Origin of the sequence: Phytoamicus setariae, assembly GCF_016722925.1 — a bacterium.
In the GTDB taxonomy this organism is placed as follows: domain Bacteria; phylum Pseudomonadota; class Alphaproteobacteria; order Rhizobiales; family Rhizobiaceae; genus Rhizobium_E; species Rhizobium_E setariae.
The window spans coordinates 14,015-35,448 of record NZ_JAEQNC010000002.1 but is presented as its reverse complement, the minus strand read 5'-3'; the positions used below and the strand labels follow the sequence as shown (position 1 = coordinate 35,448).

Genomic DNA, 21,434 nt, shown 5'->3' with positions numbered 1-21,434 from the left:
CACGTTCAACCCCGCATTACATTGTCAGAAGACGCTGGTTTCCCCGCATCGTCGGCGACTGCCTCCGCCTGATGCCTGTGGCCGAGCAGTTCATAGCCGACGACGGTAACGACAGGCGCCAGCATCAGGATCACCAGACATATCGCCATGTCGACACCGGCCCAGGCGGCTGCGACCGACAGCAGGATGACCAGCGCCGTTGCTCCCAGAAGCAAGGCATGGAACGGATCCCATCGACGGACGAGATATGTGTAGATCGCGTAGATCGACAGCAGATAGACAGCAACAGGCATGGCGACCGTCAGCACGGTCGCCACCGGGCCGATATGCGCCTTGTGCTCGATATAGTAGGCGGCGACGTGCAGGCCGGCGCCGGTCGCCACGATCGAAGCGAAGATGATGATATGGCCATAGCCCCAGGCGAAGGCACGCTTGCGATGCGCATGCAACATCCTGCCGGCAGGGACGATGTAGTAGACCCACCACATGCCGAATGTGAGGCCGGTGCCGGCGATGCAGACCAGCGCCGTATCCATCGTCCAGCCCTGCGCGTCGACCACTGCCGACAGGCTGGCGACCGTGCCGACGACGCCTTCGCCCAACGCGATGATCGCCAGCAACCCGTAGCGTTCGGCGATGTGGTGGGCGTGCCAGGGCGTACCACCATCCCGGGTTTCGGCAATTACCGGCCCGGCCAGCTCGATCAAGATCAGGATGGCGGAGAAGATAAATGTCACGACCAGCGAGAAATCGACAAAAATCAGTACGGTCCAGCCGATCTGGGCGATGGCGATGGCTGTCGCATAGGTCAGGCAGGCGCGGCGGCGGGCCGGATCCTGCCTGGCGGCGCGCAGCCATTGGAAGATCATCGCGACCCGCATGATCACATAGCCCAGCACCATGATGCCGTTGTCGAGATGGGAGCCCTGCTCTATCGATGCGAACATCCTGGGCAGGCCGATCGCCAGGATCAGCACGCCGATCATCTGCACCATGGTGACGACACGGAAGATCCAGTCGTCGGTATCGTAGGCCGAGGCGAACCAGGAAAAATTGATCCACGCCCAGCAGATGGCGAAGCTTACAAACCCGAAGCCGATCAGCGCCGTGCCGTAGTGCCCCTCCGCGAGATAGTGGGCAAGCTGCGATGCGGCAAGCCCGAACGCAATGACAAAGGTCAGGTCGAACAGCAGCTCGAGCGGAGTGGCGGCCCGATGGACCTCATGCGGGTCCCGCCCAAGCATGCGCGCGGCGTGATGATGCAACTCTTCTGGCGTCGGCGCGGTATGGTTCATGCGAGGCCTCTCGATGCGGAACGAGCCACCGACACTAGAGAAATATCCAGCGGGGCGTCAATTGTCTGCGTCTCTCCCGTCCGGCACTTGGTGCTCCCCACCGGTCCGTCACCAGTTGCCCCTCACCCCAACCCACTCCGACGGAAACGCCGCCTCGTGAACCTCGCAAGACTTTGTTGAAATTGTATTTCCCTTTTCAAAGAAACTCAGTGCCGGAGGCGAGGCGCATGAAAACAGCCGGGCCACGACGCAAGGCGGCGGCGCGTAACGCTGGTACGAAGTTGCCGATTGTGGAACCGGCTCTCCAACAACCGGCTTTCACACAGTTTTGAAGCGGGTTTTCTATTGATTGTTTGTCGTAAACGAGGTTAATGCGATCTCACTGCTGACTGCGCAAACGACTGAGATGCAGAGTGTTACACCGATATCAAACCGGCCGTCACAATATCGCGTGCATCCGTCACATATGACCGAGAGAGACCTGATTTGAGTGCTGCCCCGAAGAAGAACGGCGTAGAGGAACTACGCGCAGCCCTAGCCGATAGCCGCTTTGCTTTCATAGCCATCGGGATATTTTCATTTTTTGTGAACCTGCTGGTTCTCACCGGATCGATCTACAGCTTGCAGGTCTACGACCGGGTGCTGTCGAGCCGTTCCGAGCCGACGCTGGTGGTGCTGACCGTGCTGCTGGTGGCGCTATATGCGATCATGGGTGTGCTCGACCACATGCGCGGACGCCTTGCCGCCCGCATCGGCGCCCGATTCCAGTCCAACCTGGAAATGCGCGTGTTCCGCATAGTCACCGACCGCACCATGCTTGCCTCGCAGGGCATCAACGCCACAACCGCGATGCGCGATCTCGATTCGGTGCAGCGGGCGCTTGCCTCGCCGGCGGCGTTTGCGGTTTTCGACGTTCCCTGGACCCCGATCTTCGTCGTCATCATCTTCATATTCCATCCGTTGATGGGCGTGATCGGTGTGGTCGGCGGTCTCATTCTTGTCGCACTCACCTGGCTCAATCAGAACGGCACCAAGGGCGACCAGGAAAAGGCGATGAATACGGCCCGTCTTTCGGAGGAAATGACCGGCACATTGCAGCGCGAGGCTGATACCGTGCGGGCGCTCGGGATGCGGTCCTCGACCGCTACCCGCTGGAAGGCGCTGCGCGAAGATACGCTGATGGCCAATATCCACTACAGCGACAACAACGGCTTTTACTCCACGACATCAAAGACTTTCCGCATTTTCCTGCAGTCGGCCATTCTCGGCGCCGGTGCCTGGCTGGCCATTCAGGGCCACATCTCCTCGGGCGCGATGCTTGCAAGCTCGATCATCATCGGTCGCGCGCTTTCGCCGATCGAACAGGTGATCGGCCAGTGGTCGCTGATCCAGCGCGCGCTGCAGGGCTGGAAGAACCTCTCCGACGTGCTCGCCAAGGTGCCGCCGGAAGGCGCTCGCACCACGCTTCCCAAGCCGCGCGCGATCCTGGAAGTGCAGAACATTTCCGTTGTGCCGCCGGGCGAGCGCATGCCGACGCTCCGCAACCTGTCGTTCGAACTCGGACCCGGCCAGGCGCTCGGCGTCATCGGCCAGTCCGGTTCCGGCAAATCGACGCTTGCCCGCGTGCTGACCGGCGTCTGGCCGATCCAGGCCGGCAAGGTCAGGCTCGACGGCGCCTCGATCGACCAGTACAGCGTCGACGACCTCGCAAACTATGTCGGCTACCTGCCGCAGGACGTCGTCCTGTTCGAAGGCACGATCGCCGAGAATATTGCCCGCCTGGCACTCGAACCGGACTCGAAAAAGGTCGTAGCGGCAGCGCAGAAAGCGGCAGCCCACGATCTGGTGCTCAGGCTCGGCAACGGCTACGACACCAAGCTGCCCGCCCAGGGCCAGCGGCTTTCCGGCGGCCAGAAGCAGCGTATCGGCCTTGCCCGCTCTCTCTATGCCGACCCCGTGCTGCTGGTGCTGGACGAACCCAACGCCAATCTCGACGCCGAAGGCTCAGCCGCGCTCAACATCGCCATCCGCAACGCCAAGAAGGAAGGCCGCTCGGTCGTCATCATGGCGCACCGCCCGGCAGCCATCGAGGAATGCGACCTGATCCTCATTCTCGAAGGCGGCAACCGCGTAGCCTTCGGACCGCGTGACGAAGTGCTCAAGCAGCACCTGCGCAATTACCAGCAAATCGGCACCAAGCCGGCCGATGGACCGCCAGCAGCTGGACCACCGGCAACCACTCCCGCCGCACCTCACCCGACGCCACCCAGGCCTTCCGGCCAGGGAGGAGCCCAGCCGCTGCCGGGAATCCTCGGCACCGGACTGTTGTCCGGCGCAGCAGGGCTGGCGCCGCCGCGCAAGCAGATTGGCGGACCGGCGTCCGACAAGCCTGCCGGCGAAGGCCAAGTTGACGTGAAAGAAGGCACCGAGTCGGGCAAACCCGAGAACGGGGGCGAAAAGTGACTGCAGAAAGAACCCCGCTCCAGACCTGGAGCATGAAGCGCTACCTCATTATGGGTTTCTTCACCCTCTTCGTCCTGGTGTTCGGCTTCGGCGCCTGGTCGCTGTTCACCCAGATGGCGGGTGCGGTGGTGGGCATGGGCGTCATCGAAGTCGAGACCAAGCGGCAGATCGTCCAGCACGCGACCGGCGGCGTCGTCGGCGAAATCCTCGTCAAGGAAGGCGATATCGTCAAGGCCGGGCAGACCGTGCTTGTCTTCGACGATGCCTTCGACAGGGCTGAGCTCGCCGTTATCGAAAGCCAGCTTTTCCCATTGCTCGGCACGCGCGCCCGTTCGATCGCCGAACAGGACGAAGCGCCGAAGGCTACCTTCGATCCGGAGCTAGTCGAACGCGCCAAGACCGACCCGACTGCAGCCGAGATCATTCGCAGCCAGTCCGAACTTCTGCTTGCTCGCCGCGAGACCCGCGACAAACAGATGGAACAGCTCGGGGAACGCCAGGCGCAGATCGGCAAGCAGAATGAAGGCCTCACCGCCCGCATCGACGCGCTGACCAAGCAGCTCGGGCTGCTCGAAGAGGATATCGAGAGCCAGAAGAAGCTGCTTGCAAAGGGGCTCACGCAGAAGAGTCGTGTTTTCGCCTTCCAGCGCGAGGCGGCCCAGGCACGCGGCAGCATCGCCGAATCCCAATCATCGATCAACGAGAACAAGGCGCGCATCGCGGAAATGGAACTTGCGATCATCAATGTCGGCGCACAGATGCGTGAGGAAGCGATCAAGACGCTCTCCGAGACAGATGCACGCGTTTCAGAACTGAAGGAACGCCGGAACTCGATCCAGGAAACGCTTTCGCGCATCGAGGTCAAGGCGCCGATGGAAGGCAAGGTGTTCAACCTCGCCGTCCGCACGGTGCGAGGGGTGGTGCGCGCCGCCGAGCCGATCATGGAAATCGTACCGGATCAGGTGAAGCTGGTCATCAGCGTCCAGGTTTCGCCGGCCCAGATCGATCAGGTACATGAAGGCCAGGACGCGGTCATCCGCTTCGAGGCCTTCGACCGCCGCCACACACCTGATCTCAGGGGTACGGTCAAGCGCGTGTCCGCCGACATCATCACCAATGAGCGTTCTGGCCAAAGCTTCTTCCAGGTCACCCTGGCGCTCAAGCCGGGTGAGGAAAAGTATCTCGGGACGACGGCGGAGATCAAACCGGGCATGCCGGTCGAGGCGTTCATCCAGACGACCATGCGCACGCCGTTCGACTATCTCGTGCGCCCGCTGACCAGCTACTTCGGCAAGTCGATGCTGGAGCGGTAATCAAGCCTCCTCCCCTGCGGGGGAGGAGAATGCTTCCGGATTCTCGCTCGGTTGACCTATTGGACCAGCGTGAACGTGTGATCCACTCGGTCCGCCCAGACGCTTGGGCTGCTAGAGGATGAAATCAGACTTGGCGAGTGCAAGGAGCCCGGACAGTTCGATCTGCAGATCGGCTGCACCGTCTCCGTCAAGGTCGGCCTCCACCAGGGTGTAATCATCGTTGGTGCCCGCATTGTCGACGCGAACAAAATGCACTTCTCCTGCAACATTGTGGAAATTGCGGGCGCCTATATAGGTAAAGTCCTGGTCTCCCTTCCTCGTGCGCGTATCGATATCGCCGAGATCGATGATGTCGGCGCCAATGCCAAAATCTGCAATCAGGTCGTGCGTGACGCCGTCGCGGGAGTCGGCGACGACCCGAAAGATGAACCTGTCGCCAGCCCTACCGCCGGCCAGCGTATCCTGCCCCCTGCCGCCGGCAATGAGGTTGGCGGCGTTGTTGCCGGTCAGCAGATCATCGCCGTCGCCACCGAAGACGGACTCGATGCCCTTGACCAGCATGCTGACGCCATCGACAAGCGCGGTGCCGGCAGCCAGGTCAACCGTCATGGCTCCGGTCACCGCAGCTGCGTTCATGAGGTCTCGCCCGCCATCCCTGTCGTTGAGGTTATTCGAGTGGCTGCCGAGGAAATCCGAAAATTCGTTCGTGTATAAGTAGGTGTCATTCGCTGTGGGCTTGCTGCCATAGGCTCGCACCTTCACATCGGAAACAGCCGTCTGATAGCCGAAGGCATCATCGACAATACGCACCTTCCAGTCGCCATTGCTCATCTCGCCGCGGAATGCCTGGCTGTGGAAAGTATATTTGCCGTCATAGGTCCAGGCCTGGGCATCGGCGATCAGTCTTTGCCTATGCCCCTCCGGCCCGATGAGAAAGACACGCAGATCCGCCGTGTTGGCTACGTCCAGATCGAGGGTCACGGTTACCCGTTCGACCACCAGCTTGCCAGTGAGCCTGTCGGAGAAAAGCTTGCCGTTCAGATCGCCGTCCGGGATGATGACCCGTCGGTCGAGAAGGTCGGCAGTCACGAGTCTCTCGTTGGCCGACGTGGATTGGTCAGTCCAGCTTTCGGCCATGCGAACTGCAGCCAGCGCATCCACCAGGCCGTAGCCGTAATCCTCGCTGTAATGCATGCCACCGCCGTTCCAGTTGGCAGCGCCGTTCCAGTTCCAAGGATTAAGCTCGCTGCCGGCGAGGCTGGATCCATCGACATTGGAGCCGACATGGCGCGCCGAAGCCGCCAGAATACTCTGTATGTCCCGCCATCCGAGCTGGTCATTGGCTTCAAGCATCAGAGCCACGATACCGCTCACCATCGGCGCGGCAGCTGATGTACCGGAGAAGTCAAAAGTAAAATCGCCGGCGTCGTAGCCATCGGCGCCGAGACGATCTGTTGTGACGACCTCGAACTGCGAACCGAACCCCGAGACAAGAACGGGCGCACCATAGCTGCTGTAACTGGAAACATAGCCGTTGCGGTCCACGGCCGCCACCAGGATGTGCCGGCTGTCGTTGTCGGCCTGGTTGTGATTGACGTCGGTGAGCGACGTGCGGAAATTCCCGGCCGACTTGACCAGCGCCAGACCCAGGCCGTCGCGCCCTTCGGAAACGGCATAATCCAGCGCCTTGTGAAACCGCGCAATGTTGGCGGCGCCGTCATAGCTGTCGAAATCGCCGGCACCGCCGAAACTCATGTTGACCACGCCGACGTCGAGATCCACCGCATCCCGAAGCGCACCAATCAGATTTGTCGTCCAGTCGTTTGCGTTCAAGTTGTAGTCGATGCGCGCACCGATCAGGGTCGAATTGTAAGCCACGCCGACCGCGCCGGTACCGTTATTGGCCGCGCCGATCAGACCCATGACCGCCGTTCCATGATTGTCTGATGTATAGAATGGGGCGGCATTGGCGTCGTCATTGCCATAATCGTGGTCATTGGCGGTGTCGTAGTTGGGCAAAAGATCCGGATGGGCGTGATCGAAGCCGTCGTCGATCACCATGACCTTGACACCCCTGCCGGTGAATTCGTCCCAGACGCTGGTGACGTTGAGGTCGTATTCGCCGGCCACCATGTTCAACAGATGCCATTGCTGGGAGAAAAGCGTATCGGTGGGGATGCTCATTGGAAATCCTCCGAATGAGCCTGCATTAGAGCATGGTAATATACCGGCCTTCAAATAAACAATTGGGAGTAATTCAGGCCCATGCATGCAAGGCTGGCTGCCCGTCAGTCAGGCAAGGGCAATGCAAAAAGGAGCCAGAAGGCTCCTTTTTGACAATTTAGGCTAGACGCCGGCTTCTCAACCGTCGATGCCGTCCAACACGTCCCTCGCCTTGCCGGCGCTGAGGCGGCGGATTTCCACTTCGTCGCGGCGGGCAGCGAAAAGCTCGCCACTCATCAACTGGTCGGCGAGATCGGCTGGAAGCGACAGGATCACACGGGCATCGCCGTCATGGATCGAGGACACCGAACTGCGCTTGCCGGTGATCATGCCGCCGGCCACCGTGTTGTTGGTGTCGGGATCGATGAGGATGAAGGCGCCGGTCGAGCGGTTCTGCTCGTAGGTGTCGAACACCGCCTGCTCTTCGAATGCCAGATGCACCTTGCCGATGCCGTTCATCGGCAGGCGTTCGGCGGTGTTCCACTTACCCGACTTGAGGTCGAGTTGCTGGGCCGGTTCGACCAGCACGCGCTGGCGGCGCGAACCGGATTTCAGCCAATAGCGCTTGCCCGGTTCGATGCCTTCCGGCTGCAATGCCACGAGCTGGGCGTCAAAGCCCAATCCCTGCATCGGCTGGCTGTCGATGGTGACGATCATGTCGCCACGGGCAATGTCGACCTGCCGGTCGAGCACCAGGGTGATGGCGTCACCGGCCACCGCCGCATTGCGCACCAGATCGAAGGTGACGATCTTGGAGACATTGGCGATCATACCGGACGGCAGCACGACGATCGAGTCGCCCGGCTTGACCGAACCGCCCGAAACGGTGCCTTGATAGCCACGAAAGCTTTCGCCCGGGCGCGACACGCGCTGGACGCTCATGCGGAAGCCGACAGTCTGGCTGGACCGCACGGTGGCCTTTTCCAGCGCCTCGGCAATGGTCGGGCCGTCATACCACGGCATGGAGGCGCGGCCGTCATAGACGACGTTTTCGCCCTTGAGCGCAGAAACCGGAATTGCGGTGACCTGACGGACGCCGAGCGACAACGCAAGCTCCTTGAACTCATGGGAGATTTCGTCGAAACGCGCCTTGTCGTAGCCGATCAGGTCGATCTTGTTGATAGCGAGCACAAACTGGCGGATGCCCATCAATGTTGCGATCGTGGCATGCCGGCGGGTCTGCTCGAGCAGGCCGGTGCGGGCATCGACCAGCAGAACGGCCAGATCAGCCGTCGAGGCGCCGGTCGCCATGTTGCGGGTATATTGCTCGTGGCCTGGCGTGTCGGCAACGATGAACGAGCGCTTTTCGGTGGCAAAGTAGCGATAGGCGACATCGATGGTGATGCCCTGCTCGCGCTCGGCCTGGAGACCATCGAGCAACAGCGCGAAATCAGGCAGGCCGAGATCGTTCTGCTTGGCGGAATCCCGGTTCAGCGCTGCAGCCTGATCTTCCTTGACCGCCTTGGTGTCCCAAAGCAGGCGCCCAATCAGCGTCGATTTGCCGTCATCTACCGATCCGCAGGTGATCAGGCGAAGCGGACGGGAATCGCGGGTGACTTTCTGGGTTTCCGAAGCCAGCTGCTGCTGTTCGGCAAGATTGGAAACAGTGGTCATGATCAGAAATACCCTTCGCGCTTCTTCTTTTCCATCGAGCCGGCCTGGTCGCGGTCGATGGCACGGCCCTGACGTTCGGAGACAGTGGCGGTTTCGAGCTCGGCGATGATTTCATCGAGCGTGGTGGCGGTGGAGCGGATCGCGCCGGTCAGAGGGAAGCAACCGAGCGTGCGGAAACGAATGACTTCCTCGCGCTTGACTTCGCCGGGCTGCAACTCCAGCCGCGGATCTTCCGCGAGGATCATCATACCATCGCGTTCGACGACCGGGCGTTTGGCGGCGAAGTAAAGCGGGACAATCGGAATGTTTTCGGCCTGGATGTAACGCCAGATGTCGACTTCGGTCCAGTTCGACAGCGGAAACGCACGCACGCTCTCGCCGCGGCGGATCTGGCCGTTATAGATATTCCAGAGTTCCGGACGCTGGTTGCGCGGATCCCATTTGTGATCGGGCGTGCGGAACGAATAGATACGCTCCTTGGCGCGCGAAGCTTCCTCGTCACGACGGGCGCCGCCGAATGCCGCATCATATTTTCCGGCATCAAGAGCCTGCTTGAGCGCCTCGGTCTTCATGATGTCGGTATAGAGTGCCGAGCCATGGGTGAAGGGCGTGACGTTCTCGATCGCACCGCGCGGATTGGTGTGGGCGACCAGATCGAGATCGTAGTCTGCCACCATCTTGTCGCGGAAGGCGATCATTTCCTTGAACTTCCAGCCGGTGTCGACATGCAGCAGCGGAAACGGGATGCGGCCGGGATAAAACGCCTTGCGCGCCAGATGCAGCAGCACCGACGAATCCTTGCCGATCGAATAAAGCATCACCGGACGCTCGAACTCACCTGCCACTTCGCGGAAGATGTGGATGGCTTCGTTCTCCAGCGCCTTCAGATGCGGATCGAGCGGCGGCCGCGCAGCGGCATCCCGCGTGTGGGCATCGAATTCAGAATGGGACATTTCACTATTCCAATCTCCCGGAAATGCCCGGGAATTACGTTATCCAGCTTTCAAGATTTGCCCCTCATCCGCCTGCCGGCACCTTCTCCCCGTTAAAACGGGAGAAGGGACGCGTAGCACGGTCTGCGCTTCTAGCGTCCCCTCTCCCCGAGTGCGGGGAGAGGGTTAGGGTGAGGGTCAATCGACGAATTTCAAAGTTCGCTCGATTCCAGCGACGGTAGGGCCGCCTCCGGCACGTGCAGGCCGCATTCGCGCTTTTCGTCGTTTTCCCACCACCAGCGGCCGGCGCGTTCCGGCTCGCCCGGCTTGATGGCGCGGGTGCAGGGCTCGCAGCCGATCGACGGGTAACCACGGGCGTGCAGGGGGTTGATCGGCACAGCCTCGTCGGCGACGAGACAGTTGATCTTCTCCATGTCCCAGTCGGCGAGCGGGTTGATCTTGATGAGATTGCGTTCGCCATCATACTCGGCAAATGGCGTGTCGGCGCGATTGCCGGATTGGCCACGGCGCAGGCCGGTAACCCAGATCGAAGCGCCGGCAAGTGCGCGTGCCAGCGGCTTGACCTTGCGGACGCCGCAGCAGGCGTGGCGCGCCTCGACACTGTCGTAAAAGCCATTCAAACCATATTGGGCCGCATAGGCGTCGATATCGGCTTTTTCCGGAAAGAAGCGGCGGATTTCCATACCGTAGCGGCTTTCCGTATCGGCGATAAGCTGCACCGTTTCAGGGAAGAGCCGGCCGGTTTCGAGCGTGACGACATCGATATCGAACCGGTTTTCACCGATGAAATGGGTGATCACCTGATCCTCGATACCAAGGCTGGTGGTGAAGACGACACGCCCACCAAGGCTGGCGGCCAGGGAAAGCCGTCCCGCAAGATCCAGTTCCTGCATCCGCTCGTTCAGGGACTGAGCCTCGGTGGAAAGATTGATCATGGTCATTTTTGGATTGTCCTGCATTTCCAATTGGCCGGAATATCGCAGGTCGAGCCGGCCGGGGACAGAAAACGGTTTTCCCTTCCGGATGAATGCAGAGCAAATATCACTCCCGGTTCCGGATTCAGCGAAAAACCTGCTGCATGGCTCGAATTTTTGCCTGATTATGCGGGGACAGATAGGCTTGCGGCGCTGCGTTTGACCCAGAAGAAGGGTAACGTATGCGTGTGCAATAGAATCAATTGTCCAGGCGTCCGGTATGATCTCCCAGAAAGCAAAATATGCATTGCGCGCACTCGCTGCGCTGGCGCGGTCGAACGACAAGTCGCCGATGCTGATTGCCGAGATCGCCGACCAGCAGAAGATCCCGAAAAAATTTCTCGAACAGATCCTGCTCGACCTCAAGCATCGCGGCTTGGTGATGTCCAAACGCGGCAAGGACGGCGGCTATCTCCTGCTGAGACCGGCAGAGGAAATCACCTTCGGCGAGGTGCTCAGGATGATCGACGGGCCGATCGCGCCGCTGCCCTGCCTGTCGCAGACCGCCTACCGCAAATGCGACGACTGTCTCAACGAAACCGAATGCGAGATCCGTCACGTCTTCGCCCGCGTTGCCGACGCCACCCGTGAAGTGCTGTTTTCGGCGACCATTGCCGATACGCTGAACGAGAAGAACCGCTTTACCGTGATGCTGGCTGGATAACCGGCTGGAATGGACGACAAGTTCTTTATACCCGAGCGCCCCACTGCCTATGAACAGCGGACGATTGAGGCGCAAAGCGTTCCGAAATTCGTCGACACCCACCCTCCTGGCCATCAGCCAGAGAGACGCACGCTGTCTGGCGGGCGTATGACTGTCCTGGCCATCATCACGGCGCTGATCCTCGGAAGCATCTTCGGCGGCATCACATGGCTGGCCAGCGCACGAGAAGCTGCCAGGGGCCAAGCGTCAAATGCCGCGTGCCGGAGCGCGACAATAGAGCTTGAAATCGCCCAGTCGGCGGGGCCCTTGGTCTCGCTTGCAAGGCAAGGCGCAGATGTCGTCGCCAAAGTCTCCTGGCGTAGCTGGACAAGGATCAACAGGCAGGCCCAGATCAGCGTCGCCATGGCCGTCTATTGCCTTGCCTCAGGTGAACGGAACGGCGGCATCGCTCTCATTGTCGACCAAAATGACACGGAACTGGGGCGCGTGGTCGACGGCAAGTGGGTTAGCAAACTGTTTGCCGAATAGCCCTGCCCTGCCGAGCGACAACGACGCTGCGACAACACAATTGCGGGCTGGCAACTGGTCCGAATCCCACCGCTTTGACGGCCCGAACAACCCGGATTTCGGACTCCACGCCGCTCAAACGGCTGGCTAGCACGAAATTTCGTACCCCGCCCTGCCACTTTTCCGCCATCTTTATTCCAGCCAATTCGGGCGCGATCTGTCTTGCGTTCCAAAAAACCGGCGCGAAACGAACCCGTTTTGCTTTTTATGTTTAGTTTGTTGACATACTCTACCTACCAGATAGAGTTTAAGCACTAACCAAACTGGAGGGTGACCAAATGGTTTCTGTACTCAACCGACGCAACACGCTGAAGAGCCTGGGCGGCGCGGCACTCGGCCTCGCACTCGCCGTAACCACGGTGCTGCCGGCCTATTCGGCGACCACGCTGCTCAACGTCTCCTACGACCCGACGCGCGAGCTCTACAAGGAATTCAATGCGGCGTTCATCGCCCATTACAAACAGGAAGCCGGTGAGGACGTGAGCGTCGAGCAGTCGCATGGCGGCTCCGGCAAACAGGCGCGCGCCGTCATCGACGGGCTCGATGCCGATGTGGTGACGCTGGCGCTCGAAGGCGATATCGACGCCATCGCCAAGAAGACCGGCAAGATCGCGGAAGACTGGAAGAAGCGTCTTCCGCATGATTCCGCCCCCTACACCTCCACCATCGTCTTCCTCGTCCGCAAGGGCAATCCGAAAGGCATCAAGGACTGGGGCGACCTGGTCAAGGATGACGTGCAAATCGTGACCCCGAACCCGAAAACCTCGGGCGGCGCCCGCTGGAACTATCTGGCCGCCTGGGCCTGGGCCAACAAGGAATTCGGTGGCGACCAGGAAAAGGTGAAGGCCTACATTGCCGACCTCTACAAGCGTGCCCCGGTTCTCGACAGCGGCGCCCGCGGTGCCCTGACCTCTTTTGCCCAGCGTGAAATCGGCGACGTTCTGCTTGCGTGGGAAAATGAAGCCTATCTCGCCCAGGACGAATTCAAGGACGAAGGGTTTGAAATCGTCACCCCCAGCCTTTCGATCCTGGCCCAGCCGTCCGTTGCCGTAGTTGACGGCAATGTCGACGCCAAGGGCACGCGCAAAGTCGCCGAAGCCTACCTCCAGTATCTCTACACTGCTGAAGGCCAGACGATTGCAGCCAAGAACCATTACCGGCCGATCTCGCCCGAACTGGTCAAGGGCATCGCGGAACTGCCGAAGATCAATCTCGTCACCATCGACGATCCGCTGTTCGGCGGCTGGAAGAAGGCTCAGCCGGAGCATTTCGGCGACGGCGGCATCTTCGACCAGATTTACAAGCCAGCAAAGTAAGTTAGTATCCGCTAATTGAGACGGAGGGGTCGCGCTGCTCGAATGGCAGCGCGACTGCTTGAAAAACAACAAAATAAAACTGTTAGGAGAGACACAGGCAAAGCCGGCTCTCCCGCCTCAAATTCAACGGGGAATACCTAATGTACGAACAACCTCTGACCGAGCGTATCGGTTTCAGGAGGCACAGCGTCATACCGGGCTTCGGGCTCAGTTTTGGCGTGACTGTCGCTTGGCTGACGCTGATCATCCTGATTCCACTCGCCGCGCTGGTGCTGCATTCAGCAGCGATCGGCTTTTCCGGCTATGCCGAACTGCTTGCCGACGAGCGCACCCAAAATGCGCTCAAAGTTTCCTTCGGTTGCGCGCTGATTGCCGCGATCATCAATGTGCTGTTCGGCCTGCCGGTCGCCTGGGTGCTGGTACGATACAATTTTCCAGGCAAGCGCATCGTTGATGCCATCGTCGATCTGCCCTTCGCACTGCCCACTGCCGTTGCCGGCATCTCGCTCGCGGCCCTCTACGCCAAGAACGGCTGGGTCGGACAGATCTTCAACTGGTTCGGCATCAAGATCGCGTTCACGCCCGCCGGCATCATTGTCGCCCTGATCTTCATCGGCCTGCCCTTCGTCGTGCGGACGGTGCAGCCCGTCATCGAGGAGATTGACAAGGAGGTCGAGGAAGCTGCGGCCACGCTGGGCGCCACGCGCCTGCAGACGATTTCCCGCGTCATCCTGCCAAGCCTGCTGCCGGCGATCCTGACCGGCTTTGCGCTCGCATTCGCTCGTGCGGCCGGCGAATACGGCTCGGTCATCTTCATTGCCGGCAACATTCCATATGTTTCCGAAATCGCGCCGCTGCTGATCATCATCCGCCTTGAAGAGTTCAACTATGCAGGCGCCACGGCAATTGCGACCGTGATGCTGGCCGTGTCGTTCCTGATGCTGTTCGTGATCAATCTCATTCAGGCCTGGACGCGGAGATACACCAATGCATGATCGCCAATCCCGGCCGCCATCCTACACCGCCCCGAAAAAATGGCGTTCCGCAACCACCGAGCCCTTCTGGGCAAAGGCAGCCTTCATCTTCGCCGCCTTCGCCTATCTGCTGCTGATCATCATCCTGCCACTGATATCGGTGATGGTGGAAGCGTTCCGCAACGGTGCCGGCGAATATATCGCGGCCCTGAGGGAACCGGATGCGCTTGCCGCAATCCGGCTGACATTGCTCGTCGCGGCAATCGCCGTGCCGCTGAACCTGGTCTTCGGCCTTGCCGCCTCGTGGGCTATCGCCAAGTTCGACTTCAAGGGCAAGGCGTTCCTGATCACGCTGATCGACCTGCCCTTCTCCGTATCGCCAGTCATTTCCGGCCTGGTCTATGTGCTGCTGTTCGGCGCGCAAAGCGTGCTGGGGCCGTGGCTGAAGCATCATGGCATCGAGATCCTGTTTGCCGTTCCCGGCATCGTGCTTGCCACGATCTTCGTCACCTTCCCTTTCGTTGCGCGTGAACTGATCCCGCTGATGCAGGAACAGGGCACTGCCGAGGAGGAAGCGGCGATCACACTCGGCGCGAACGGCTGGCAGACCTTCTTCCGGGTGACGCTGCCCAACATCAAATGGGGCCTGCTCTACGGCGTGCTGCTCTGCAATGCGCGCGCCATGGGCGAGTTCGGCGCGGTTTCGGTCGTCTCCGGCCATATCCGCGGCCTGACGACGACGATGCCGCTGCATGTCGAGATCCTGTACAACGAGTACAATCTCGCCGGCGCGTTTGCTGTTGCTTCCCTTCTCGCCCTACTCGCCCTTCTGACGCTGGTTGTCCGTACCGTGCTCGAAATCTGGTATTCGCACGGCATCGCCGGCTCGAACAAACATTAAGGTTTTCACCCCATGGAAATTCGCATCGAAAAAATCCGCAAGGAATTCGACCGCTACCCGGCGCTGCATGAAGTTTCGCTCGGCATCAAATCAGGCGAACTGATCGCGCTTCTCGGCCCGTCCGGCTCCGGCAAGACGACCTTGCTGCGTCTGGTCGCCGGACTGGAGCGGCCCACCACAGGCCGCATCTTCTTCGGCAACGAGGATGCCTCGTGGAAGCCCGTTCAAGAACGCAATGTCGGCTTCGTCTTCCAGCATTATGCGCTGTTCCGGCACATGACGATCCTGGACAACATTGCCTTCGGCCTGACTGTGCGCCCCAAATCGACGCGACCGCCGAAGGTCGAGATCCGCCGCAGGGCGCTCGAACTGCTCGACATGGTGCAGTTGACCGGCCTGGAAAAGCGCTATCCGAACCAGCTCTCGGGCGGCCAGCGGCAGCGCGTGGCGCTCGCCCGCGCCATGGCAATCGAGCCGCGCGTGCTGCTGCTCGACGAGCCGTTCGGCGCGCTCGACGCAAAAGTGCGCAAGGAACTGCGCAAATGGCTGCGCGAATTCCACGACCGCACCGGCCATACCACGATCTTCGTCACCCACGATCAGGAAGAGGCGCTTGAACTCGCCGACCGCGTGGTCGTCATGAGCCAGGGACGGATCGAGCAGATTGGCTCCTCGGACGATGTCTACGATCGCCCGAATTCGCCATTCGTTTTCTCCTTCATTGGCGACAGCGTAAACCTGCCGGTGAGCATGGCGCATGGCGACGTGCAGTTCGGCGGTGAAGCAATCGGCCTGCAGCATCCGACCGACGGCACCGGCCAGATCTTCTTTCGCCCGAGCGATGTCTCACTGGTATCGGAGGGCCCCGGCATATCCGGCAAGGTGACCGCAGCACGGCGTCTGGCGGGTACGAGGATTGTTGAGGTCGACGTCGGAACCTCGGCAACGCCGCATCATGTGGAAATAGAGGTGCCGCTGGACTCATCGGCCGAGCGCGGCACCGAGCTTCGTTTCCGCCCGACGCGCTGGAAGGTGTTTCCTAACGCCTGATGTCAGGTTGCGCACTGGCACCGAGAACCCTCTCTCTGGGAGAGGGTTCTTATGCCGCAGTATCGATGCAAAGTCGGGCACCGGCTGATAGCGCCACGTCCTACTCGAACATTCCCTTCGGCACCTGCCCGTTCAGGAAGGGCTCGATCAAGGCATCCAGCAAATCGACCTGGTTGATCACCGCCGTATGCGATGTTGCCGGCAAGACAGCCAGGCGCGAAGCAGGCAGCGGCTTGCCCATGTCGCCCATTGCGCCTCCACCGAGCAACCGGAACAGTTTGACCGAATGCTCCAGCGTCGCCACGTCGGCATCGCCCGTAATGATCAGCACCGGGGTCTTGAGCGCCTTGACATCCGTCCCCCACGCCATCGGCTCATGCTCAAGCGCGATCAGCTTTTTTACCAAGGCCGGGAAACCATCGGGATTGGCGGCAAGCTTGCGATAGTCCTGTGCGAACGGCATGCTGACGAACATCTCGACTGTCATCTGCGGGATGAAGGCCTTGAACTCCGGTTGCAAGCCCTCCGCATCGTAGGAAACCGAGGCTACGACGAGCTTGCTGACCTTTTCGGGATGGCGGATGGCCAGTTGCAATCCGGCTGCGGCTCCCATGGAATAGCCGAAAACATCGGCTTTCTTGACGCCTGCGGCATCCATGAACGCTGCGACGTCATCAGCCAGGTTGGGATATGTAATCGGCCTGTCTATATCCGTGGTACGACCATGGCCCTGCAGTTCGAGCGCGTAGACCTTATGGGTCTCGGCCAGCTTCGGGATAATCGCACCCATCGACGGGATGTTCATGTAGGCGCCGTGCAGCACGATCAGCGGATCGCCCTCGCCGGAAACCTCGTAGTACATTTGCATGCCGTTGACCTCGACCCGTTTCCCAACTGGTTCGGACATGGCGAAAACAGGGTTTGCGACCAGTAGAGCCACGGCAATCAGCGCGGTGCGGAACATCTGTATCTCTCCTCTTTTTCTGCGCGGCTCATGCCTGCGTCGATGTTAAGACGAGCCAGGTCTCCACGATCCGACATGGTCGTTCAAATTTTCTCATCGCCGGAGCCTGCTGCGCTCCGGCCTGCCGGGCCTCCCTAAACCGATCACCGGCATCGCGGCATGCGCCGCGACCCCGAAACTATTGCACATTGAGGCCGAGCTCGGCGAGCAACTGACCCGCCTGGGCGCGCGAGATCGTCGCTCCCTTGAACTGCTTTGCATCGAACAGCCTGACACCACCAAGATCGGCGCCGCGCAGATCGGCGCCGTCGAAACGGCAGCCGGCAAGGTTCGCATCACGAAGGCTGCATTCCTCGAAAACCGCCTGGCGGAAATCACCGTTGCGCAGGTCCGCCATCTGGAAATCGAGTTTCTTGAGAACCACTTTGCGAAACGAGAAGTTCGGCAGCCTGGCATCGGCAAACAGCGTCTCCTCGAATGACGTATTGAGCGACTTGACTTCGGCGAGGTTGGCGCCGGTAAGCTTGCAGCGGAGAACTTTCGCGGCGGTCAGATTCGCTCCGCGAAAATTACCATTGTTAAAATCGCAGCCGGTAATTTCGGCCTCGCGCAAATCGCTGCCGACGAATTCGGCAAAGCCACCCCTGCAGCTGGCCCAGACCGACGCCTGCAATTTCGTCCCCATGAGCTCTGCCTGCTTCAAGGTGCAACTGTCGAACCCCCACCCGGTCAGCGTCAGGCCCGAGAGATCGAGTTCGGCGAGATCGCAGCGCAGCAGCCTGCAGGGCTTGCCATGGCGCGACAAAGCCTCGATCTCTGCGCGAGAAAGACGCTTGTCTTCGACGACTTCAAGGTATTCATTCTGCATATTGACCATCTCGGAACCAGAATCGTGGCGCATCTTGCCGCCATTTCAGTAAGAATATAGTCCGGCGCGGACCGTGAGAATGACGAGAACGCTTATTCTGAGAATTTTTTTTCTTCCTGCATTCATGATGAGAATATTTTTCCACATCCCCTTGCGCATTGTTAAGATATGGGCTAGATAAGCAGCATCGATATTTGCTAGCGACCTTCGTTCGAGCCAGAGGCCCGTCAAGTTTTCCTCTCAATTTTCGATACGCTGCCGAGTGTTTCGTCGGCGTAACATAACGATTGAAAAGGAAATCGTCATGAACGTAGGAACCGTAAAGTTCTTCAACAGCACCAAGGGCTTTGGCTTCATTCAGCCGGACAACGGCACGACCGACGTGTTCGTGCACATCTCCGCTGTAGAGCGTTCCGGCATGCGGACGCTGGTCGAAGGCCAGAAGGTACAGTTCGAAATCGTCAAGGACAACCGTTCCGGCAAAAGCGCCGCGGAAAACCTGCAGGCGGTTTAAGTTTGTCATTCGCCCAGCTGACCACGGATGTACTGGCAGCATAGGGCTGAGTGACGGGAAGAGGTCGGGCAAGCCCGGCCTTTTTATTTGGGGCAAGGCGCTCGCGTCCTTGCCAGAACATAGAACGAGCCGGATCGAAGCGATCTTCGGCAATATTGCGATTTCGATGCCGCAGGCCTTGCAGCAGCCCTCGCATATCCAACGTTTTCAATCCCTCGTGTCCGCGGACGCAACTGCAGTCCGCATTAAGGAGCCAATTTGCAAGTTCTAGTCAGAGACAACAACGTCGACCAAGCTCTCCGTGTACTGAAGAAGAAGATGCAGCGCGAAGGCCTGTTTCGCGAAGCCAAGGCGCACACCGCCTATGAGAAGCCTTCCGAAAAGCGCGCGCGCGAAAAGGCCGAAGGCATTCGCCGTCAGCGCAAGCTCGCCCGCAAGAAATTGCAGCGCGAAGGCCTGCTGCCTGCTCCCAAGAAGGCTGTTCGGGCACGCTAACAGACCGGCGCCAGCGCGGCCGCGCGATCAAGCGGCCGCCTCGACAACATCATTCCCTATGGAAGGAGAAGCGATGGCTGCCACCAAGGATACGCTATTCAATCCCGCCAAGCTCACCAGTCAGCAGAAAATTGCGCAGACAGATGGTGCCGCCAGGCAGATTATCGATGCCGAACTCGCAGCACGCGAAAAGAAGACCGAACGGTTGAAGAAGCTGCGGCTCGAACAAGAGGCCGCTGCAGCGGAAAATGCGCCCGCAAAGCCCGCCGCCAAGAAGGCGAAGCGCCAGGCCTAGGCTCGAATTCATTCAAAGATCAAAGCCGTGGTTACATCAGATAGCCGCGGCCGCCGCGCCCCCGCCAGGTGCCTTGCGCATGACCACCAGATAGCTCAGCGCGCTGATAAACAGAGCCAGTACGATCACAATCGGAAGCGTGCTCTCCTGCCCCATCGACAACAGTTCCCGCAGCTTCTGCTGAAACAGGATCGTAGCCTGCACCATGTCCTCGGAGCCGGTGAGCATCCGCACATAGGCTCGGAGCGACTCGGCATTCGCAACTGTGAATGAAAACGAATAGGACGCGGTGAAACCGGCAACGTAATAGATCAGCCGCAGGCCGCCTTGCGGCGATTTCTTGTAGAGTTCAACCGGAAAGCACATGAAGAGCACCAGCGCGATCAGGAAAAGCGCTTCGACCGGCAACCCCGCGACAATGTCGGCGACATTCACATTGGCGAACCAGAGATTGCCAAAGGTGAAGAAGAAATTTGACGATGCGCCGAACCAGATGAACAATGCCAGGCCCCAAAGCGGGCTCATCTTGAGGAAGTGAATGCGCAAGACGCCACTTGCCAGAACGATGATGCCGCAGGCCAGCAAGCCATAGGGGCGGACCACCGCGTTCAACTGCGTCTCCAGAGATCCGCAATGTCCAACCACAGCAGAGCAGCCTGATACGCGGATTGCCAGCCACGACACATAGTAGAAGTAGATGGAAAAGAACAAATACCCCGCGGCGGCAATTACATTCCACCATAAATATCGTCCGGCATACATGGCTTATGTCTCCCCGACTGCGGATACTGAAGTAGAACTGTAATCAGGTTATATTATCAAAACAGAAAACTCATTGCGGATTCAGTTGAAAAACTGGTTTCCGGACTTTCCTAGGGCAGAAGCAATGGACGCTTTTTGTCTCAAACTGGAACAAACAGGGCGTCCGTTATCTCCACCCGACCGACTTCCATACCGTTCCAGTTGCGCATGGTGTGATTGGCCATTTCCAGGAGTTGTGCGGATACATCGGCATCCTCGGCAAGCAAACGTGCAAGAATGCCGGCAACCATCGATTCGGCCGCTCTCGTGGCGCCGTCGTCACACTTGAGCGCGACGGCATAGCCGAGTTCGGGAACCGCTGCGCAAAACACGCCTTCGGCACCGGTCTTGGCGAAAATCCGCCCTGGCGCGACCTTCATCAGCCGGGTGCAGGCGCGATCCGTGCCGGCGACGAAAAAAGGCTCGGCCATGCAGGCTTCCATGATGCGCCTGGAGGCCTTCGCACGCTCGGTGCCAATGCCTTGTCCTGTCGTCATCTTGGCAAAGCCGTGTGCCAGAGATTTCAGCGGCACGGCATAGGTCGGGATGGAACAGCCATCGGTCCCGCAATTGTCGCGATCGAGCGGGCTGCCGGTCAGATCCGCCATGACGTCACGGATTTCGGCTTGCAGCGGATGCTCATAGGCGACGTAACCCTTGGGATCCCTGCCCGAGTGGCATACGGCGCAGATAAAGCCGGAATGCTTGCCCGAGCAATTGTTGTGGAGGGCGGTAGGACGCTCCAGCGTACGCGCCTGATTGTTGAGAACCTTCTGCTCAAAGGACCAGTGCGCGCCGCATTCGAGATCGGCCTCACTACGGCCCGCAGCCTTGAGCATCGCTGCGGCAAGTGCAGCATGTTCCGGCTCGCCGGAATGAGAGCTCGATGCCAGTGCCAGTTCACGATTGCCGAATCCATAGGCATCCGCCGCACCGCTTTCCACCAGCGGCAGCGCCTGCATGGCCTTGCAGGCGGAACGCGGAAAGGTCGCGTGATCGACATCGCCTACGGCAAACACCGTACGCCCCGCGCCATCGACGACAATGACGGCACCCCGGTGGCGGCTTTCGACCCTGTTGCCACGGGTAACCTCGACAAGAACCGGATTTGACATCATTCTTCCTTCAATCGGCCGGATTGTCCGATGAAGTTCTGGCATCGGGCATTTCATCAGGCACTATCAACACAC

General features: G+C 59.9%; 20 protein-coding genes. 11 read left to right on the top strand and 9 right to left on the bottom strand.

Annotated elements, in window-relative coordinates:
• Positions 1-5 precede the first annotated feature (5 nt).
• Positions 6-1,295, bottom strand: a complete 1,290-nt coding sequence (locus tag JJB09_RS02860) for a low temperature requirement protein A (RefSeq protein ID WP_201652840.1) — start codon at positions 1,293-1,295, stop codon at positions 6-8.
• 486 nt (positions 1,296-1,781) lie between these two features.
• On the opposite strand from JJB09_RS02860, the gene JJB09_RS02855 reads away from it, so the two are divergent.
• On the top strand, positions 1,782-3,758 hold the full coding sequence (locus tag JJB09_RS02855; protein ID WP_201652837.1) for a type I secretion system permease/ATPase: 1,977 nt from the start codon (positions 1,782-1,784) through the stop codon (positions 3,756-3,758).
• Positions 3,755-5,071 (top strand): HlyD family type I secretion periplasmic adaptor subunit, encoded by a 1,317-nt coding sequence (locus JJB09_RS02850; RefSeq protein ID WP_201652835.1) that lies wholly within the window; start codon positions 3,755-3,757, stop codon positions 5,069-5,071. Before JJB09_RS02855 ends, JJB09_RS02850 begins: the two co-directional genes overlap by 4 nt.
• A gap of 111 nt (positions 5,072-5,182) precedes the next feature.
• Here JJB09_RS02850 and JJB09_RS02845 read toward each other — a convergent pair whose 3' ends face one another.
• From JJB09_RS02845 to JJB09_RS02830, 4 genes are all read right to left on the bottom strand, one after another.
• Positions 5,183-7,255: a S8 family serine peptidase gene (locus JJB09_RS02845; RefSeq protein ID WP_201652833.1), complete on the bottom strand. Its 2,073-nt coding sequence runs from the start codon at positions 7,253-7,255 to the stop codon at positions 5,183-5,185.
• A gap of 177 nt (positions 7,256-7,432) precedes the next feature.
• A complete protein-coding gene (gene cysN / locus JJB09_RS02840; RefSeq protein ID WP_201652830.1) occupies positions 7,433-8,908 on the bottom strand; it encodes a sulfate adenylyltransferase subunit CysN in 1,476 nt (491 codons plus the stop codon).
• Positions 8,909-8,910: 2 nt separating this feature from the next.
• The gene (gene cysD / locus JJB09_RS02835; protein WP_201652827.1) at positions 8,911-9,861 is read right to left on the bottom strand and encodes a sulfate adenylyltransferase subunit CysD; all 951 of its coding nucleotides are present in this window, start codon (positions 9,859-9,861) and stop codon (positions 8,911-8,913) included.
• Between the two features lie 191 nt (positions 9,862-10,052).
• On the bottom strand, positions 10,053-10,802 hold the full coding sequence (locus tag JJB09_RS02830; protein ID WP_201652824.1) for a phosphoadenylyl-sulfate reductase: 750 nt from the start codon (positions 10,800-10,802) through the stop codon (positions 10,053-10,055).
• 253 nt (positions 10,803-11,055) lie between these two features.
• Between JJB09_RS02830 and JJB09_RS02825 the strand changes: the two genes are divergently transcribed.
• The 6 genes from JJB09_RS02825 (at position 11,056) to JJB09_RS02800 (ending at position 16,307) form a co-directional block, all read left to right on the top strand.
• Complete coding sequence (locus JJB09_RS02825) at positions 11,056-11,499, top strand: RrF2 family transcriptional regulator (RefSeq protein ID WP_201652821.1); 444 nt, start codon at positions 11,056-11,058, stop codon at positions 11,497-11,499.
• A 9-nt stretch (positions 11,500-11,508) separates the two neighbouring features.
• Positions 11,509-12,027 carry a hypothetical protein gene (locus JJB09_RS02820; protein WP_201652818.1) on the top strand — a complete coding sequence of 173 codons (519 nt, stop codon included), beginning with the start codon at positions 11,509-11,511 and terminating at the stop codon, positions 12,025-12,027.
• A gap of 317 nt (positions 12,028-12,344) precedes the next feature.
• A complete protein-coding gene (locus JJB09_RS02815; protein WP_201652815.1) occupies positions 12,345-13,382 on the top strand; it encodes a sulfate ABC transporter substrate-binding protein in 1,038 nt (345 codons plus the stop codon).
• A 140-nt stretch (positions 13,383-13,522) separates the two neighbouring features.
• Positions 13,523-14,377 carry a sulfate ABC transporter permease subunit CysT gene (cysT, locus tag JJB09_RS02810; protein ID WP_201652813.1) on the top strand — a complete coding sequence of 285 codons (855 nt, stop codon included), beginning with the start codon at positions 13,523-13,525 and terminating at the stop codon, positions 14,375-14,377.
• Positions 14,370-15,257 carry a sulfate ABC transporter permease subunit CysW gene (gene cysW / locus JJB09_RS02805; protein ID WP_201652810.1) on the top strand — a complete coding sequence of 296 codons (888 nt, stop codon included), beginning with the start codon at positions 14,370-14,372 and terminating at the stop codon, positions 15,255-15,257. The genes cysT and cysW overlap by 8 nt, the downstream gene beginning before the upstream one ends.
• Before the next feature lie 12 nt (positions 15,258-15,269).
• Positions 15,270-16,307 (top strand): sulfate/molybdate ABC transporter ATP-binding protein, encoded by a 1,038-nt coding sequence (locus JJB09_RS02800; RefSeq protein WP_201652807.1) that lies wholly within the window; start codon positions 15,270-15,272, stop codon positions 16,305-16,307.
• A gap of 100 nt (positions 16,308-16,407) precedes the next feature.
• Here the strand turns inward: JJB09_RS02800 and JJB09_RS02795 are convergent, their stop codons facing one another.
• Both JJB09_RS02795 and JJB09_RS02790 read right to left on the bottom strand, forming a co-directional pair.
• Positions 16,408-17,271 carry an alpha/beta fold hydrolase gene (locus tag JJB09_RS02795; RefSeq protein ID WP_201652804.1) on the bottom strand — a complete coding sequence of 288 codons (864 nt, stop codon included), beginning with the start codon at positions 17,269-17,271 and terminating at the stop codon, positions 16,408-16,410.
• Between the two features lie 178 nt (positions 17,272-17,449).
• Positions 17,450-18,172, bottom strand: a complete 723-nt coding sequence (locus tag JJB09_RS02790; RefSeq protein WP_246748557.1) for a pentapeptide repeat-containing protein — start codon at positions 18,170-18,172, stop codon at positions 17,450-17,452.
• A 271-nt stretch (positions 18,173-18,443) separates the two neighbouring features.
• Here JJB09_RS02790 and JJB09_RS02785 point away from each other — a divergent pair, with 271 nt between their 5' ends.
• From JJB09_RS02785 to JJB09_RS02775, 3 genes are all read left to right on the top strand, one after another.
• Complete coding sequence (locus JJB09_RS02785) at positions 18,444-18,653, top strand: cold-shock protein (RefSeq protein WP_201652801.1); 210 nt, start codon at positions 18,444-18,446, stop codon at positions 18,651-18,653.
• A gap of 258 nt (positions 18,654-18,911) precedes the next feature.
• A complete protein-coding gene (rpsU, locus tag JJB09_RS02780; protein WP_201652798.1) occupies positions 18,912-19,148 on the top strand; it encodes a 30S ribosomal protein S21 in 237 nt (78 codons plus the stop codon).
• Between the two features lie 73 nt (positions 19,149-19,221).
• Complete coding sequence (locus JJB09_RS02775; protein WP_201652795.1) at positions 19,222-19,443, top strand: hypothetical protein; 222 nt, start codon at positions 19,222-19,224, stop codon at positions 19,441-19,443.
• A gap of 36 nt (positions 19,444-19,479) precedes the next feature.
• Here JJB09_RS02775 and JJB09_RS02770 read toward each other — a convergent pair whose 3' ends face one another.
• Entirely contained in the window at positions 19,480-20,055 is a 576-nt protein-coding gene (locus JJB09_RS02770; protein ID WP_201652792.1) for a hypothetical protein, read from the bottom strand.
• Positions 20,056-20,345: 290 nt separating this feature from the next.
• Positions 20,346-21,359: an asparaginase gene (locus JJB09_RS02765; protein ID WP_201652789.1), complete on the bottom strand. Its 1,014-nt coding sequence runs from the start codon at positions 21,357-21,359 to the stop codon at positions 20,346-20,348.
• Between the last annotated feature and the right edge of the window lie 75 nt (positions 21,360-21,434).